16 protein-coding genes and 1 pseudogene are annotated in these 15767 nt (G+C 71.5%); 9 read left to right on the top strand and 8 right to left on the bottom strand.

Going from position 1 to position 15767, the window contains the following annotated elements; all coding sequences use genetic code 11:
• Positions 1–72: 72 nt before the first annotated feature.
• Both MUU77_RS00110 and MUU77_RS00115 read right to left on the bottom strand, forming a co-directional pair.
• Positions 73–915, bottom strand: coding sequence for a PhzF family phenazine biosynthesis isomerase (locus tag MUU77_RS00110; protein ID WP_245090072.1), 843 nt, complete (start codon positions 913–915; stop codon positions 73–75).
• The gene (locus MUU77_RS00115; RefSeq protein ID WP_245090074.1) at positions 912–1592 is read right to left on the bottom strand and encodes a hypothetical protein; all 681 of its coding nucleotides are present in this window, start codon (positions 1590–1592) and stop codon (positions 912–914) included. The genes MUU77_RS00110 and MUU77_RS00115 overlap by 4 nt, the downstream gene beginning before the upstream one ends.
• Before the next feature lie 60 nt (positions 1593–1652).
• Between MUU77_RS00115 and MUU77_RS00120 the strand changes: the two genes are divergently transcribed.
• Positions 1653–3104, top strand: a complete 1452-nt coding sequence (locus tag MUU77_RS00120) for a PLP-dependent aminotransferase family protein (RefSeq protein WP_245090076.1) — start codon at positions 1653–1655, stop codon at positions 3102–3104.
• A gap of 4 nt (positions 3105–3108) precedes the next feature.
• Here the strand turns inward: MUU77_RS00120 and MUU77_RS00125 are convergent, their stop codons facing one another.
• The 3 genes from MUU77_RS00125 to MUU77_RS00135 all read right to left on the bottom strand — a co-directional run bounded on the left by MUU77_RS00125 (position 3109) and on the right by MUU77_RS00135 (position 5750).
• Entirely contained in the window at positions 3109–3579 is a 471-nt protein-coding gene (locus MUU77_RS00125) for an MgtC/SapB family protein (RefSeq protein WP_245090078.1), read from the bottom strand.
• Between the two features lie 57 nt (positions 3580–3636).
• Positions 3637–4767, bottom strand: coding sequence for a hypothetical protein (locus MUU77_RS00130; protein ID WP_245090080.1), 1131 nt, complete (start codon positions 4765–4767; stop codon positions 3637–3639).
• A gap of 65 nt (positions 4768–4832) precedes the next feature.
• Positions 4833–5750, bottom strand: a complete 918-nt coding sequence (locus MUU77_RS00135; protein WP_245090082.1) for an AEC family transporter — start codon at positions 5748–5750, stop codon at positions 4833–4835.
• A 200-nt stretch (positions 5751–5950) separates the two neighbouring features.
• Here MUU77_RS00135 and MUU77_RS00140 point away from each other — a divergent pair, with 200 nt between their 5' ends.
• From MUU77_RS00140 to MUU77_RS00155, 4 genes are all read left to right on the top strand, one after another.
• Positions 5951–6610 carry an alpha/beta hydrolase gene (locus MUU77_RS00140; protein WP_245090086.1) on the top strand — a complete coding sequence of 220 codons (660 nt, stop codon included), beginning with the start codon at positions 5951–5953 and terminating at the stop codon, positions 6608–6610.
• Complete coding sequence (gene zapE, locus MUU77_RS00145; RefSeq protein ID WP_245090088.1) at positions 6610–7761, top strand: cell division protein ZapE; 1152 nt, start codon at positions 6610–6612, stop codon at positions 7759–7761. The genes MUU77_RS00140 and zapE overlap by 1 nt, the downstream gene beginning before the upstream one ends.
• Before the next feature lie 4 nt (positions 7762–7765).
• Positions 7766–8518: an NAD-dependent deacylase gene (locus tag MUU77_RS00150; protein ID WP_245090090.1), complete on the top strand. Its 753-nt coding sequence runs from the start codon at positions 7766–7768 to the stop codon at positions 8516–8518.
• A 65-nt stretch (positions 8519–8583) separates the two neighbouring features.
• Positions 8584–9255: a hypothetical protein gene (locus MUU77_RS00155; RefSeq protein WP_245090091.1), complete on the top strand. Its 672-nt coding sequence runs from the start codon at positions 8584–8586 to the stop codon at positions 9253–9255.
• Positions 9256–9312: 57 nt separating this feature from the next.
• Here MUU77_RS00155 and MUU77_RS00160 read toward each other — a convergent pair whose 3' ends face one another.
• From MUU77_RS00160 to ompR, 3 genes are read right to left on the bottom strand one after another with little or no spacing between them, the layout of a single operon-like run.
• Complete coding sequence (locus MUU77_RS00160; protein ID WP_245090092.1) at positions 9313–10224, bottom strand: alpha/beta hydrolase; 912 nt, start codon at positions 10222–10224, stop codon at positions 9313–9315.
• A 22-nt stretch (positions 10225–10246) separates the two neighbouring features.
• Positions 10247–11512: an ATP-binding protein gene (locus MUU77_RS00165; RefSeq protein WP_245090093.1), complete on the bottom strand. Its 1266-nt coding sequence runs from the start codon at positions 11510–11512 to the stop codon at positions 10247–10249.
• A complete protein-coding gene (gene ompR / locus MUU77_RS00170; protein ID WP_245090096.1) occupies positions 11509–12228 on the bottom strand; it encodes a two-component system response regulator OmpR in 720 nt (239 codons plus the stop codon). The genes MUU77_RS00165 and ompR overlap by 4 nt, the downstream gene beginning before the upstream one ends.
• Before the next feature lie 194 nt (positions 12229–12422).
• On the opposite strand from ompR, the gene MUU77_RS00175 reads away from it, so the two are divergent.
• The 4 genes and pseudogenes from MUU77_RS00175 (at position 12423) to MUU77_RS00190 (ending at position 15672) form a co-directional block, all read left to right on the top strand.
• Positions 12423–12947 (top strand): hypothetical protein, encoded by a 525-nt coding sequence (locus tag MUU77_RS00175; protein WP_245090098.1) that lies wholly within the window; start codon positions 12423–12425, stop codon positions 12945–12947.
• 250 nt (positions 12948–13197) lie between these two features.
• A pseudogene (locus tag MUU77_RS00180) lies at positions 13198–13317 on the top strand (hypothetical protein); the annotation flags it as partial.
• Positions 13318–13368: 51 nt separating this feature from the next.
• The gene (locus MUU77_RS00185) at positions 13369–14232 is read left to right on the top strand and encodes a sterol desaturase family protein (RefSeq protein WP_245090101.1); all 864 of its coding nucleotides are present in this window, start codon (positions 13369–13371) and stop codon (positions 14230–14232) included.
• 75 nt (positions 14233–14307) lie between these two features.
• Positions 14308–15672, top strand: coding sequence for a VOC family protein (locus MUU77_RS00190; RefSeq protein WP_245090103.1), 1365 nt, complete (start codon positions 14308–14310; stop codon positions 15670–15672).
• The last annotated feature ends 95 nt before the right edge of the window (positions 15673–15767 follow it).

Genomic DNA, 15767 nt, shown 5'->3' on the forward strand with positions numbered 1-15767 from the left:
GCATTGTCGGGAGATAGGACGCCCAAGCGTCACGGGCGTGGGTCATCACCCCATCCCAAGGCAACGATCGACTCAATCCCCCACCAAAATCTCCACCGCCGTCCCACTCACCCGCACTCCCTCGCTCACATCCACAGGCACATCCACCCGCAACACACTGGGTCGCCCCAGATCGTGCCCCTGGTGGATGGTGAACCCGCGCTCGTCGGGCAACCGGTCGTGCGCCGCCAGATACGCACCCAGTGCGGCGGCAGCGGCGCCCGTGGCCGGATCTTCCACCACACCGCCGGGCGGGAAGGGATTGCGCGCGTGCAGCGTGCGCGCGTCTTCGCGCCAGACCAGGTTGATCGTGGTCCAGCCACGCGCGGCCATCAGCGCGGCCAGCGCATCGAAGTCGTAGCGCAGGTCGGCCAGGCGCGTGCGCGAGGCGGCGGCGATGACGGGATGCCACGCGCCGGCGTAGGCAAGCGCGGGCGGCAGCGCGGGGTCGAGATCGTCGCGCCGCCAGCGCAGCGCTGCCAGCACGCCATCCAGATCGGCGGCATCCAGCGCTTCGACCCGCGGCGGCACGCTGGTCAGGGTGGCGACGAAGTCGGCATCCACCGCCACCCGCACGCGCCCGGCCTGCGTGTGCAGCACGAAGTCGCCCGGGCCCTGCCGGCGCGCATGCGCCACCATCGCGGCGATCGTCGCGTGGCCGCAGAAGCTCACTTCGGCCAGCGGGCTGAAGTAGCGCACGTCGAGCTCATCATCCGCGCGCGGCAGCAGGAACGCGGTTTCCGAGTAGCCCACGTCCGCGGCGATGCGCTGCATGGTGTCGTCGGACAGGCCGCGCGCGTCCAATACGACGCCGGCGGGATTGCCGCCGCTCGGGTCGGTGGTGAAGGCGCTGTAGCGCAGGACTGCGGGCGTCATCGTGTTTCTCCTTCGACCGCCATGCCCGCGGGCACGTCCAGGCGCACCACCAGATGGCGCAGGAAGAACTGCGTGAGCGGCCCCACGCCGAAGGCGAACACCAGCGTGCCCACGCCCACGACGCCGCCGAGCAGCACGCCGACGGCCAGCACGGTGACTTCGATCAGCGTGCGGATGCGGCGGATCGACCAGCCGGTGCGGCGCGCCAGGCCCGTCATCAGGCCATCGCGCGGGCCGGGCCCCAGCTGCGCGCCGATGTACAGCGCGGTGGCGACGGCGCACAGCACCACACCCGCCAGCAGATAGGCACAGCGCAAGGGCAGGCCTTCGGGCGTGGCCAGCAGGGCGAGGTTGACGTCGGCGAAGGGGCCCAGCAGCAGCGTATTGGCCAGCGTGCCCAGGCCCGGCATCTGCCGCAGCGGGACCCACGCCAGCAGCACGCCCACCGCCGCAAGAATCATCACCGTGCCGAACGACAGCGGCAGGTGGCGCGACACGCCCAGGTGGAACACATCCCACGGCGAGGCGCCGACGGCGCCTTCGATCATCAGGGCGATGGCCAGGCCGTACAGCCACAGGCCGGCGAGCAGGCGCAGCACGCGTTCGGGCAGGCGCCCGGCCTTGAGTTGGGCGAGGGGGCCGAGGTTGGCCAAGCCGACAGGGGAGGCAGGTTTCATGGGGCCACCTTCGGTCCAATTGGCCCTTTTTTATAGAGCCAATCATGCGATAGTGGCCCCATGAACCGCGCCTTGGCCCCTGATCGGCTTGCCACGCTGGTCGGCGAGTTTCCCCGCTCGCCCGCCTACCGGGGCCTGCGCCAGGCGCTGCAGGAGCTGATCGGCGACGGCCGCATCCCGCTGGGCACCCGCCTGCCCAGCGAACGCGCCGTCAGCGAAGCGCTCGGCGTGTCCAGGAACACCGTCACCCGCGCCTATGCGGACCTGGTGGCCGCGGGCTTCGCCACCGCCCGGCAGGGCGCGGGCACCTTCGCCACCGTGCCGCTGGACCGCCGGCGCGCGCACGACCACGCGCTGCACGCCATCGTCACGGCGCCCTCATCGGCTGGCGCCATCGACCTCAACTGCGCGGCCGGCGCCGCCACGCCCGGCGTCGCGGCTGCCTACGCGCGTGCGCTGGAGGCGCTGCCCGCCTACCTGGCCAGCGACGGCTACCTGCCGTCGGGGCTGCCCGTGCTGCGCACCCGCGTCGCAGCGGCGTACGCGCAGCGCGGCCTGCCCACCACGCCCGAGCAGATCGTGATCACCTCCGGCGCGCTGTCGGCCATCGCGATCATCGCCCGCGCGCTGACCCGCCCGGGCGACCGCCTCATGATCGAGTCGCCGGTGTATTCGAATGCGATCGAAGCGCTGCGCCTGGGCGGCGCGCGCCTGGTCAGTGCGCCGATGGGCGACCCGCTGGGCGAGGAGGGCTGGGACCTTGCCGCCATCGAAGCGACATTGCGGCAGACCTCGCCGCGGCTGGCGTATCTCATCCCGGATTTCCAGAACCCCACCGGCTTCCTGATGGGTGAAGCGCAACGCGCGCGCTATGCCGCAACGTTGCGCGCGACGCGCACCCTCGCCATCGTCGACGAAACCCTGCAGTCCACCTGCCTGTCCGACGCGCCGATGCCGGCACCGTTCGCCGCGTTCGCTGCCGATGCGTACACCATCGGCAGCGCGTCCAAGCTCTGCTGGGGCGGCCTGCGCGTGGGCTGGATCCGCGCACCCCGGGACGCCGTCGACCGCCTCATCGCCGCACGCGTGCAGATGGACCTGGGCAGCTCGCTGTTCGACCAGCTGGTGGTGGCGGAGATGCTGGCCGCCAACGACGCCCTCGCCGCGCGACGCGAGCAGCTGCGGCAGCGACGCGACGCACTGGCGCAGGCCTTGCGCCTGGATCTGCCCGACTGGCGCTTCCGCCTGCCCGAAGGCGGCCTGTCGCTGTGGGTACGCATGCCGCACGGCAGCGCCACCGCGCTGGCGGCGGACGTGGAACGCAGGGGCGTTTACCTTGCGCCGGGCCCGGTCTTCAGCGTGGAAGGCGGCAGCGACCAGTGGCTGCGCATTCCCTATGCCAAGCCCGAGGACATGCTGGTGCAGGCGGTGCGGGTGATGGCCGAAACGTGGAATGCGCATCCCCGCGATGCACGCCACCACCGCGACGCGGTGAAACGCCTGATCGCGTGAGGCGCTAGCCGTCGTCGGTGCGCTTGGCGACACGCCGCTCCAGCCATGCCAGCACCGACAGCACGGCGAACGTCAGCAGCGTCGCCAGCAACGCCAGCCAGCCATGGCCGAAGCCGACGGCCACGCCGATCACCGCCACCATCAGCAGCGACGCCGCCGTGGTGATGCCGGCGACCACGCGGCCGCGGTGGGCGATCATCGTGCCGGCGCCGATGAAGGCGACACCGGCGATCACCGCTTCGACCAGCCTGAACGGATCGATCTGCACACGCTCGTCGCCCTCGTGCTGTGCCAGCGCCAGCATCATGTCGCCCATGCCGGTGAGCATGGCCGCCGCGCCGGCCACCAGCATGTGCGTGCGGAAGCCGGCGGGGCGGTCCTTCATCTCGCGCTCCAGCCCGATGGCGCCGCCCAGCAGCATCGCGAACGCGATGCGCCCGATCACCGGCGCCTGCGCTTCCCATCCGTCGAACATGGCATGACCTCCTGCGCCGATACTTCCACCGGCGCGGTCAACGCGATGCGAAGGCGGTCAGGGTTCGCTTGGCGGAGTGCCGGTCAGCAGGGCGCGGTGGTCCGGGCTGCCCGGCAACCAACCGGCGGGCGGCTCGCCCGCAATGCCGTTGGCCTGCAGTTGATGGCGCATGGCGGCGAGTTCACCGTCGCGCAGGAAGACATCGACGTAATCGGCCGGCAGATGTCGCGCGGTCGCGGGTCGCTGGTACAGCTGCATGACGTTCTCAAGCACCCAGGCAAACTGGCGCAGGCGTTCGCGCGCCGCCTCGCGCTCCACATCGCCGTCGGCCCACTGCACCAGCTGCGGCAGCGCGATGGCCGGCCCGATCATGATCGAGTCGTCGGCGGCCAGCAGCGTGTAGATCCGCTTGCAGGCGGTGCGTGCGTCGGCGGACAGCGCACCGACCTGGGCCCGGCACCGCTGCGTGATCGGATGCAGGGTCGGGATGGCGATGGCCGCATTGATGGCCAACACCGTGGTGTCCGCCATGTCCTGCGGCGTGGCGGCCCGGCCGAGCCCGAGATCCTCGCCGATGGCGGCCGCCAGCGCGGGGTCCAGCGGCGGTGCCGGCACCTGCCGCAGGCTCGTGGCCATCAGCAGGCCGATGTCGTTGAAGCGAGCGCGGTAGTGGGTCGCCGCGGCGGCGGCCTGCCAGTACCGCTCGGCGGCAGCCATGTCCCTGCGTTCGACGGCGTCGTCGTACGCGGTGAGCAGGAGTTCGGCATTGCCCGGATCGGCCGCCATCAGGCGTTGCAGCAGCAGGCCGCGGTCGCAGCTGGCGCCGTTCGTCGCGCAGGCGTCCAGCAGCGCCCAGTCCACCAGCGGATCGTCGCCCCTGGAGGCGGCGTGGGCGGCCTGGAGCCATGCGCGCGCCTGGGTGTCCGCGTCGTCGTCACTGCGTGGCCACAGCCAGCCGGCGACCAGCAGGTCACGCGGCGTGCCGCGCGCGGCGACGGTGCGCAGATGCGCTTCCACGTTGGCACGCCATGCGTCGTGCCAGGCCCGGCTGGCGGCCGCCAGCTGCGGATCGGATTCTACCCGGCCCGGCACCTCCGGTGGCGGACCCTCCTGCGCCGGAGCGGGCGATGGCGCCAGCACCGACGCCATCAACACCAGCCAGACGCCCACCTGCATTGTCATGCGCATTGCCCACTCCTGTCGGGAACTGCGACCACGTTCGCACGACCCGCGCACCGCGCGCCAGCGCACGGCTATGCGGCCAGGCGCCCCACCACCCACGCCCACATCGGCAGCGTCGCCAGCGACAGCAGGATGCCGTAGCCCACCAGCGCGGCGGCCAGGCGCGGGGCGAGCTGGTGCGAAATGGCCAGCGCGGCGGCCGTGATCATGGTCGGCATGGCCGACTCCAGCACATTGGCCTGCAGCATCTCGCCGGACATGCCGAAGGCCAGCGACAGCGGCAATGCCAGCGCCGGCATCACCAGCAGGCGCAACAGCAGGCCGACCGCCAGCGGCTTCACCTCCTCGCGCGGCAGTTTCAGCTGGATGGTCAGGCCCACCGCCAGCATCACCAGCGGCAGCAGCGCATCGGCCAGCTTCTGCAGCGCGCCGCCGATCCACGCCGGGGGCTGCTCCGGCATCAGCGTCAGTCCGACCAGCAGGGCCCACACCGGCGGGAACTTCAGGATGCGCAGGCCGATCTCGCGCGCGGTGGGAGGCGCGTCACCGCCATAGCGCGCCAGCACGTACAGGCCGAACGTGGACAGCAGGACGAAGGTGCCGAACTGGTCGTACACCACCGCGTACGGCAGCGCGTGTTCGCCCAGCAGCGCACGCACCATCGGGTAACCGATGAAGCTGCTGTTGCACAGGGCCACGCACAGCAGCAGCACCGCGTGCTCGTCGCGACGGAAGCCGAACAGGCGCGTGGCCAGGGCGACCAGGGCGATGGTGGCGGCGGTCAGCACCCAGGGCGTGACCACCACGCCCAGCAGCGAGGCGTCCACGTGCAGGCGCGGCACATAGGTCAGCACCGCGGCCGGCAGGCAGACATACAGCACCACCCGGTTGAGCACATCCGCCGCGTTGTCGGGAAACACCCGCAGGCGCGCGAACCCCATGCCCAGGGCCAGCATGGTCAGGATCAGGGCGAAGGCATCGAATGCCATGGTGCGGGGGGAACGGCGTGGGGCTGCGCAGGATCGCACACAGGGATACACCACGCTGCCGGACCATCGTCGTACGCGTCGTCCCGTCATTCCGGCGCGAGCCGGAACCCGGCGACTTCATGCATCCGGAGGAGAGGCACGGGGTTCCGGCATGCGCCGGGATGACGGGTCCGGGTCCCCCAGGGCTTATCATGGGCGGCATGACGAATCCCGCCTTTCCCGCCACGTCCGGCCCGATCACCCTGGCCGGCCCCGAGGGGCCGCTGGAAGCCCATATCGACTGGCCCGAGGAAGGCGAGCCCGTTGCGCCGGTCACCGCGGTGGTCTGCCACCCCCTGCCCACCGAGGGCGGCACCATGCACAACAAGGTGGTGGTGATGGCCGCGCGCAGCCTGCGCGAACTCGGCGCGGTGACGGTGCGCTTCAACTTCCGCGGCACCGGCGCCTCGGCCGGGATGTTCGACCATGGCGACGGCGAAGTGGACGACCTGCGCGCGGTCGTGGCCTGGGTGCGCGACCAGCGTCCCGGCACCCGGCTGTGGCTGGCGGGCTTCAGCTTCGGCGCCTACGTATCGCTGCGCGCCAGCGATGGCCTGCAGCCGGATGCGCTGGTGTCGATCGCGCCCCCGGCCGGCCGCTGGGATTTCGCTTCCATCACGCCACCCACCTGCCCGTGGCTGGTGATCCAGGGCGAGGAAGACGAGATCGTCGAACCACAGGCCGTGTACGACTGGATCGACACGCTGAAACAGCCGCCCGAACTGATCCGCATGCCCGAGACCAGCCATTTCTTCCACCGCAAGCTGATGGACCTGCGCGGCGCCATCAAGCATGCGATGAAAGCCTACGTACCGGCGTGATGGTCGGCGAAGCAGGCACCACGGCGTCCACGCCGTCGCAGGTCTACGCACGCGGCGCCTCGGAAGGCCAATGGCAGAACGACCCGGCGCAACATCCGGCGCTGGCCGAACTCGACCGCATCCATGCGGCGTTGCTGGCGGAGCCGCCCTCGCCCGGCCTGTTCGGCAGGCTGTTCGGCAAGCCACCGGAAACCGTCAAGGGCCTGTACTACTGGGGCGAGGTGGGACGCGGCAAGACCTTCCTGGTGGACCTGTTCTACGACACCCTGCCGTTGCCGACGTACTCGGTTTCGCAGAACAAGGCGCATGGCGAAGGCGGCGGCAAGTACCGCACCCACTTCCACCGCTTCATGCGCGGCGTGCACGAGCGCCTGCGCCTGCACGCCGGCGAGAGCGATCCGCTGGCGAAGATCGTACGCGAAGTCCGCGGCAAGCTGCGCGTGCTGGTGCTGGACGAGTTCTTCGTCACCGACATCGGCGATGCGATGCTGCTGGCGCGCCTGCTGCAGCGCATGTTCGCCGAAGGCATCACCCTGGTGACGACCTCCAACACCGCGCCGCAGAACCTGTACAAGGACGGCCTGCAGCGCGCGGGCTTCCTGCCGGCCATCGACCTGCTGCAGACGTACTGCGTGGTGCTGCGCTCAGACGGGCAGGAAGACTACCGCCTGCGCGCGCTGACCCGCTCGCCGGTGTACCGGACGCCGCTGGACGGCGCGGCCGACGACTGGCTGGCGATGCGCTGGCGCGAACTCAGCGGCGGCGAAGGCGCGCACGGCGGCAACATCGAGATCGACAGCCGCAAGATCCCGGTGCGCGGCCGCGGCAAGAGCATCGCCTGGTTCGATTTCGCGGCGCTGTGCGAGGGCCCGCGCGGCACCACGGACTACATCGAGATCGCGCACGAGTTCAACACGGTGCTGCTGGGCGGCATCCCGCGCTTCGATGCCTTGAACGAAGACGCCGCGCGCCGCTTCGTCAACCTGATCGACGAACTGTATGACCGCCACGTCAACCTGGTCTGCACCGCGGCGGACGCCCCGACCGCGCTGTACGCCGGCACGCGCCTGCAGGGGGCGTTCGAGCGCACCGCCTCGCGCCTGATCGAGATGCAGAGCGCCGAGTACCTGGCCACGCCGCACAAGGCCTGAGCGCGTGGACGCCCTGCCCGCCTCGGTCGACGATGCGCTGCGCAGGGCGATCGACAACGGCGGCCATGTCTGCGTGCTGACCGGCGCCGGCATGTCGGCCGAGAGCGGCATCCCCACCTTCCGGGGCACGCACGACAGCCTGTGGTCGCGCTTCGACCCCATGCGATTGGCGACCGCCGAGGCGTGGCGCGAGGATCCGGCGCTGGTCTGGGGCTGGTACCGCTGGCGCATGCAGCGGGTCCGCGATGCGCAACCGAACGCCGGCCACCGCGCACTGGCCGGGTTGGCGCGACGCGTGCCCCTGTCATTGCTCACCCAGAACGTCGACGACCTGCACGAGCGTGCCGGCAGTGTCGTCGACGCGCATGTGCACGGCAGCCTGTTCGCACTGCGCTGCTTCGCCTGCGGGCGCGCGCATGACGGTCCGCTCGAGGACTACGTGGACGGCGTGCAGCGGGTCGAACCGATGCGTTGCGCAGCCTGCGGCGACCGGGTGCGTCCGGGCGTGGTGTGGTTCGGCGAAGCCTTGCCGGAGGCTGCATGGGCATCCGCGGTGAGTGCCGCCGGGCGTTGCGCGTTGATGCTGGTGGTGGGCACATCGGGCCTGGTGTACCCGGCCGCCGGCCTGCCCGCGCTGGCCCGTCGCCACGGCGCCACGGTGGTGGAAATCAATCCGGAGCCGACCGCGCTGTCCGCGGAGGCGGACCATGTGTGGCGGGCGACCGCAGCGCAGGCGCTGCCGTTGCTGGTCGACTGAGGCGCAGGCAAGGGCTTCACGCGCGGCTTGTCAGACTGGGTGCGACCGTTGTGGAGGACAGCACCATGAAGTCCATCATGCAGTTGCCACTGTGGCTTGCCCTTGCCGCCACGCTCCTCGCCGGCTGCGAACGCGCGCCTAAGCAAGAAGAGGTGGAGGCCGCCGCGCAGACCGCGACCCGCATCGCCGATCCGGTGCCGCCGGCGACGGGACGCGAAGCGCCTCAGTTCCACTTTTCCGACGACGAGACCGGCATCGCACTGGCACCGACGCCGGGCTTCGCGCTGCGCCGCGACTTCACGCGCGACTATCTGTCCGACGGCGCCTGGAAGACCTTCGCCGCCCCCGACGTGCGCGGCGAACCGCTGGTCGCGCTGGTGCTGGACGGTTCGGACAAGATCACCGCGGCCGAGCTGCGCATCGGCACCAGCACCGACAGCCATGCCGTGGTGACCTGCCTGGATCCGCCTGAGGACGCGACCACCGGTGCACCGGACGAGATCCGCATCGACGGCCAGCCGTTCCGCCACTTCCGCGTCGCTGATGCGGCGATGAGTCACTACCGGTCGGTCGATGCCTACCGGTCGGTGGGCAACGGGCGGTGCATCGCCATCGACCTGCTGGTCGCCGGTACGCGCCCCGAGGTCTACGACCCGCCCGCGACGCCACCGTTCGATGAAGCGACGGCACGCGCGCGGCTGCAGGACGCATTGGGCGCGGTGCGGATCATCCGCTGACGCAACGCTCAATGCCCTTCACCCCATTTCACGGGGAGAGGAGAACTCTGGTCAGGACTATTGCAACCGGCGCTGCACGAACGCGTCCACCGACGTGGTGTAGGCGGACGGCGCACCCAGCAGGTGATTCACCTCGCCATGCGAGAGGTCTTCCGGCAGCACCTCCATCGCCACCCCCAGCGTCTTGGCCTTCTCCACCATCGCGCGACCCTGTGGGCAGGCGTCCTGGCGGCGCGAGGAGCAGACGAACAGCATCGGCACCGCATCGCGGGTGAGCTGGTGGTAAGGCGAGGCGGCGATCCAGTCGGCCGGATTCCTGCCGAACGCCGCGTCGTAGATGCGCCGCAGCGGGGGATTCTTCATGGTCAGCGGGACATCCAGCGCGCCGCTGTCCAGCGAGACCACGCCGCGCGGACGGGTGGCGCCCGCCTCGCGCCACAGGGTGGACGAGGCGCCGACCAGGGCGGCCAGGTGCGCGCCCGCGGAGTGGCCCATCAGCAGCACGTTCGCGGGATCGGCGTTCCACGATGGCGCGCGCTTCTGCACGTCGGCCAGCGCGCGCGCCACGTCGCGGGCCTGGTCGATGGGCGCGGTGTCCGGCCGCATGCGGTAGTTGACCGATACCAGCACGTAGCCCTTCGGCAGCCAGTACGCGGCCTTGTTCTCCACCACGCCCGGATTGTCCTTGTTGCCGTTGGCCCAGCCGCCGCCGTGCACGAACAGGATCACCGGCGCGCGCTGCGGCTGCGCCGGCAGGTAGACGTCGTAGCGCTGGCGCGGGTCGTCTCCGTAGGCGACATCGCGCAGCGCACGGGCGCCGGCCGGCAACGCCGGCGGGTGCGCGGCCGGCTGGCGCGAGGCGTCGCGCGCCTGCTGCAGGCGTTCGCGGAAGGTCTGCGCGGCCAGCGGCGGCAGCGCAGCGGTCAGGACGCAGGCCAGCAGGCCCGCACGGAACAGCATCGTCTTCATCGCATCACCTCGGGAGGGGAGATCAACCAGCGCGCAGCCACAGCTGCGCGCGCAGGCCGTGGGGCGTGTTCGGCAGCAGGCGCAGTTCGCCGCCGTGCTGGCGGGCCACGCGGTCGACGATGGGCAGGCCCAGCCCGCTGCCAACCTGCGCCTGGTCATGGACGAAAGGCTGGCGCGCACGCTCGGCGGCTGCGGCCGACAGGCCCGGACCGCCGTCGGCCACCTCGACCACCCACGCCGGACCTTCGGCCCACAGCCGCAACGACAGCGGCAACGCAGCATGCCGCTCGGCGTTGACCAGCAGGTTCTCGACCGCGCGCAGCAGCGCCATCGGCTTGCCCGGCAGCAGCGCGTGCTCCGGCAGCTCCACGCGCCAGCCTTTCGAGGCCGCCGCGACCGCATGGCGGCATATCGCGGCCAGGTCGACCGTTTCGCTGCCTTCGTCGCGGCCATCGCGGGCGAAGGCGATGAACTGGCCCAGGATCGCGTCCATCTCCATGATGTCGCGCTGCATGCTGCGGGTGAGTTCGGGATCGGTGTCGGGCACCATCTCCAGCGCGAACTGCAGGCGGGTGAGCGGCGTGCGCAGGTCGTGCGAGATGCCGGCAAGCAGCAGCGCGCGCTCTTCCGCCGCGGCGCGCACGTCGCGGCTGGCATCGCCCAACGCCTGCGCCAGGCCGGCGACTTCGCGCGGCGCGCGCGCAGGGACGACCGGCGGGGCGTCGCCGCGCACGATGGCCGGCGCCGCGGCTGCAAGCTGGCGCAACGGCTGCACCAGCCGGCGCGCGAAGTACGCGGCGGCCAGCCACACCAGCGCCACGCAACCGATCAGCATGAACACCGAGAAGCGGCGCATGCCCGTCCCCGGGCGGTCGTAGGCGAACGACACCCACAGCGGTTCGCGCGTGGCCGGTTTCAGCCAGATCACCCGCAGCCCGCGCCCGGCCTCCATCCGCAGTTCGCGCCCGGTGCCCAGCGTGCCTGCCGCCTTTTCGCGCAGTTCGCGCAGCAACGGGGCCATGCGCGGGCGGGCGTCGGCGGGCGGCGTGCTGCGCACCTCCAGCCCGGCTTCGCGCAGCTGCGCGACCGTGCGTGCATGCGGCTGGTGCTGGTCCAGCGCTTCCACCACTTCGGCGAAGCCCTGCATCGCGCGCAGCAGCTGTTCGGCCGCCGGCCGCGTGGCCAGTTCGCGCCCCAGCAGGAGCGCCAGCACGGCCGCGCCGACCAGCACCAGGGCGATGACCAGCGCCAGCTGGCCGAACACGCTGCGCGGCAGCGGTGCCCTCATGGCGTCGCCTCCGGTGGCACGAACACATAGCCCACGCCCCAGACCGTCTGGATCAGGCGCGGCTGGCGCGGATCGTCTTCCAGCAGGCGGCGCAGGCGCGCGATGGTGACGTCCATGCTGCGCTCGAAGGCCTCGTGCTCGCGGCCGCGCGCCAGGCTCATCAGGCGGTCGCGGCTGAGCGGCTGGCGCGGATGGCGCAGCAGCACCGACAGTACCGCGAATTCGCCGCTGGTCAGCCGCAGCAGCACCCCGTCGCGGGTGAGCTCGCGCCGGCCCAGATCCAGGGTGAACGGGCCGAAGGCCACCTCGCCGCCGTCGGGCTGCGGCGCGCCGGGCGCGGGGCGCGTGCGCCGCAGCACCGAACGGATGCGCGCCAGCAACTCGCGCGGATTGACCGGCTTGGGCACGTAGTCGTCGGCGCCGATCTCCAGTCCGACGATGCGGTCGATCTCGTCGCCCTTGGCCGTCAGCATGACGATGGGCGTGGCGTCGCCCTGGCCGCGCAGGCGGCGGCATATCTCCAGGCCGTTCTCGCCGGGCAGCATCAGGTCCAGCACGATCAGGTCGAAGTGGCCGCGGTCCAGCGCCTGCCGCATCTGCGCGGCATCGCCCGCGCCGCGCACCTCGAAGCCCTGCGATTGCAGGTATCGCTGCAGCAGCTCGCGCAAGCGCACGTCGTCGTCCACCAGCAGCACGCGGGGCAGGGTCTGGTCCATGCGGCCACTATCGCCCGCCGCCGCGACGCCCGGCAAACCCCGTTTCCGGCCGGTTTGTAAGCGGATGTTTCCGGCGCGGGCGGCAGACACATCCGCTGTCAACCGCGACACACCTGCCGCCGTTGCCCGCCCTACCGTGGTCCTGCCGCCGCGTCCCCCGTGCGGCCACCCCACACCCCGATGAGGATTCCGCCATGAGCAAGACCCCGTTGCTGATCGCCGCCGCTTTCGCCCTGTGCGCCACCACCCTGATCGCCGACCACGCCCAGGCCCGCGAGCGCAGCCGCGCCGTCCAGCGCACCGCCCAGGGCGGCAGCGTCGCCGTCGAGCGCAGCAATGCCCGCTTCGACAGCCAGCGCCAGCGGGGCTGGCAGGCCGATGGCCAAGGCAATGCCAGCGCCGCGCGCAGCGGCAGCATCAGCGGCGCCAACGGCGGCAGCGCCGGTTACGACCGCAGCGCCTACCGCAATGCCGACGGCAGTGCCGGCCGCCAGGGCAGTGCGTACGCCAACGGACCCAACGGCGGCACCGCCAGCACCAGCGGCGGCTTCAGCCGCGACGCGGACGGCCACGTGACCGGCGCGCGCAGCACCACCGCCACCGGCGCCAACGGCAACAGCTACAACGGCAGCACCACCGTCTCGGACGGCACGCTGGTGCACACGCGCAGCTGCACCAATGCCGCCGGCGACGCCATCGCCTGTCCGCGCGGCCACTGACCGGCCGGCCGCACCGGCTTTCCCGCAGGCGCGGCGGCATGGCACCTCCCCTGCCGCAAGGACGCATTCCCGACCCGCCGCGCCTGCACCTTTCCCTTCCTTCACCCGGAGATCCGCAATGTCCCGATCCATCCTGCTACCCCTGGCCACCGTCCTGTCCGTATGCGCACTGGTGGCGCCTGCCCATGCGCAGCAGCGCACCCTCACGGACGAACAGAAAGCCACCCTGCAAGAGCGCCTGAAGGCTGCCGACGCCAATGGCGATGGCCTGATCGACAAGGCCGAAGCCGAAGCGAAACTGCCGCGCATCGCCAAGCGTTTCGACACCCTGGATGCCGACGGCGACGGCAAGCTCTCGCCCGACGAAATGCGCGCGGCCGGCCAGAAGATGGCCAGCCGCCGCACGCGCTGAGGCGGCAGGATGGACGGCTTTCGCCTGTTCGCCGGGCTGCCCCTGCTGGTGCTGGTCGCCGTGGCCGCCGCCGAAGCCGCATGGCTGATGCGGCGCGGCGTGCGCTACGACTGGAAGGGCTACTGGGCATCCTTCGGCGATGCCGCCGGGCGTGCGCTGCTGAGCGTGCTGATCCAGGGCGGCGTGGTGGCCGTGCTGTTGTTCGCGATCTGGGAGTTCCGCCTGACCACGATCGCGATGGACCGGCCCTGGCACTGGCTGGCGCTCTTCGTCGGCCAGGAGTTCTGCTACTACTGGATGCACCGCGCCGATCACCGCGTGCGCTGGTTCTGGCTGAACCATTCGGTCCACCACTCGGCCACGCAGTACAACCTGTCCACCGCGTACCGGCTGGGCTGGACCGGCAAGCTCACCGGTGCGGCGGTGTTCTTCGGTCCGCTGGTGTGGCTGGGCTTCCCGGTGCCCTATGTGGTCGGCGCGCTGGCGCTGAACCTGCTGTACCAGTACTGGCTGCATACGGAACTGGTGCCGCGCCTGCCGCGCCCCATCGAGTGGGTGTTCAACACGCCCGCGCACCATCGCGTGCACCACGCCAGCAACCCCGAGTACCTGGACTGCAACTACGGCGGTGTGCTGATCGTGTTCGACCGGCTGTTCGGCACCTGCCGCGAGGCACGCCCGGACGTGCCGATCCGCTACGGCCTGGTGGACCCGGTGCGCAGCTACAACCCGGTGACCATCGCCTTCCATGCCTGGGTGAAGCTGGCCCGCGACCTGCGCCGCGCGCGCGGCCCGCGGCAGATCGCCATGACGCTGTTCGGGCCGCCCGGGTATGTCCCCGGCGGCGTGGACGAGGGCCGCCCGGGCCGCTGAGAGTGGCCCGGGCCGGCGCGGCCGGCGACAATACGCACCCCCCGCGGCCCCCACGCCGCCCGCCCGCCGAGCCCCATGACCGCCTTCGTTTCGCCCGACCGCATCCGCGGCCTGTTCGCCCAGGCCATGTCCGACATGTACCGCGCCGAGGTGCCGCTGTACGGCGACCTCATCGACCTGGTCGGCGCGGTCAACGCCGCCACCCTGCGGCGCGATCCGGAACTGGCCTCGCGCCTGCAGCGCACCGGCGAGACCGAGCGCCTGGACCTGGAGCGCCATGGCGCGATCCGCGTGGGCACGCCGGCCGAACTGGCCACGCTGGGCCGCGTGTTCGCGGTGATGGGCATGCACCCGGTGGGCTACTACGACCTGACGGTGGCCGGCGTGCCGGTGCATGCCACCGCCTTCCGCCCGCTGACCGAGGAAGCACTGGCCGCCAACCCGTTCCGCATCTTCACCTCGCTGCTGCGGCTGGAGCTGATCGCCGATGCCGGCCTGCGCGCGCAAGCCGAAGCGATACTGGCCGAGCGCGACATCTTCACCGCCGATGCGCGCGCGCTGCTGGCGCAGGCCGAACGCGACGGCGGGCTGGGCCAGGCCGATGCACAGCGCTTCGTCACCGAAGTGCTGGAAACCTTCCGCTGGCACGGCGATGCGACCGTCCCGCTGGCGACCTACCGCGCGCTGCACGGCCTGCACCGGCTGGTGGCCGACGTGGTCAGCTTCCGCGGCCCGCACATCAACCACCTGACGCCGCGCACGCTGGACATCGACGCCGCACAGGCCGCGATGCTGGAACGCGGCATCCAGGCCAAGGCGCTGATCGAGGGCCCGCCACGCCGCGCGGTGCCCATCCTGCTGCGCCAGACCAGCTTCAAGGCACTGGAGGAGGAAGTCGCCTTCCCCGACGCGAGCGGCGCGCTGGTACCCGGCAGCCACAGCGCGCGCTTCGGCGAGATCGAGCAGCGCGGCCTGGCGCTGACGCCGGCCGGACGCGAACTCTACGACCGCCTGTTGGCGCAGGTACGCCAGGCCGGCGGCGCGGGCAACACGTCGGCGGACTACCCGCAGCGGCTGGCGGCGGCGTTCGCGGAATTCCCGGACGACGAGACCACGCTGCGCCGCCAAGGCCTGGGCTACTTCCGCTACCGCCTGACCGACAGCGGCGCCGCACTGCCGGCCGCAGAACGTGCGGGTATGTCACCGGATGCACTGGTCGACGCCGGTCATGCCATCGTCGACCCCATCGTCTACGAGGACTTCCTGCCGGTCAGCGCAGCGGGCATCTTCCAGTCCAACCTGGGCGGCGGCGAGCAGCGCGCCTACGACGCGCACGCCAACCAGGACGCATTCGCGGCCGCCCTCGGCGCGAAGATCCACGACCCGTTCGCGCTGTACCAGCAGGCGCAGGACGCGTCGATCGCGGCGCTGCGCGGCTGAGCGGGGGGTGGACAGGAGTGAGGAGTGAGGAGTGAGGAAAAGCGCTTTCGCTCACTCCTCACTTCTCTTCGCTCGCTTCTCGGCCGTGAAACCCG

Origin of the sequence: Pseudoxanthomonas sp. F37 (assembly GCF_022965755.1) — a bacterium.
GTDB lineage: Bacteria > Pseudomonadota > Gammaproteobacteria > Xanthomonadales > Xanthomonadaceae > Pseudoxanthomonas_A.

Coding starts and splice junctions, on each gene's coding strand:
- MUU77_RS00110 (WP_245090072.1), bottom strand. CDS start 915: ATGACGCCCGCAGTCCTGCGCTACAGCGCCTTCACCACCGACCCGAGC.
- MUU77_RS00120 (WP_245090076.1), top strand. CDS start 1,653: ATGAACCGCGCCTTGGCCCCTGATCGGCTTGCCACGCTGGTCGGCGAG.
- MUU77_RS00155 (WP_245090091.1), top strand. CDS start 8,584: ATGAAGTCCATCATGCAGTTGCCACTGTGGCTTGCCCTTGCCGCCACG.
- MUU77_RS00130 (WP_245090080.1), bottom strand. CDS start 4,767: ATGCGCATGACAATGCAGGTGGGCGTCTGGCTGGTGTTGATGGCGTCG.
- MUU77_RS00125 (WP_245090078.1), bottom strand. CDS start 3,579: ATGTTCGACGGATGGGAAGCGCAGGCGCCGGTGATCGGGCGCATCGCG.
- MUU77_RS00175 (WP_245090098.1), top strand. CDS start 12,423: ATGAGCAAGACCCCGTTGCTGATCGCCGCCGCTTTCGCCCTGTGCGCC.
- MUU77_RS00185 (WP_245090101.1), top strand. CDS start 13,369: ATGGACGGCTTTCGCCTGTTCGCCGGGCTGCCCCTGCTGGTGCTGGTC.
- MUU77_RS00165 (WP_245090093.1), bottom strand. CDS start 11,512: ATGAGGGCACCGCTGCCGCGCAGCGTGTTCGGCCAGCTGGCGCTGGTC.
- MUU77_RS00115 (WP_245090074.1), bottom strand. CDS start 1,592: ATGAAACCTGCCTCCCCTGTCGGCTTGGCCAACCTCGGCCCCCTCGCC.
- MUU77_RS00160 (WP_245090092.1), bottom strand. CDS start 10,224: ATGAAGACGATGCTGTTCCGTGCGGGCCTGCTGGCCTGCGTCCTGACC.
- zapE (WP_245090088.1), top strand. CDS start 6,610: ATGGTCGGCGAAGCAGGCACCACGGCGTCCACGCCGTCGCAGGTCTAC.
- MUU77_RS00135 (WP_245090082.1), bottom strand. CDS start 5,750: ATGGCATTCGATGCCTTCGCCCTGATCCTGACCATGCTGGCCCTGGGC.
- MUU77_RS00190 (WP_245090103.1), top strand. CDS start 14,308: ATGACCGCCTTCGTTTCGCCCGACCGCATCCGCGGCCTGTTCGCCCAG.
- MUU77_RS00140 (WP_245090086.1), top strand. CDS start 5,951: ATGACGAATCCCGCCTTTCCCGCCACGTCCGGCCCGATCACCCTGGCC.
- ompR (WP_245090096.1), bottom strand. CDS start 12,228: ATGGACCAGACCCTGCCCCGCGTGCTGCTGGTGGACGACGACGTGCGC.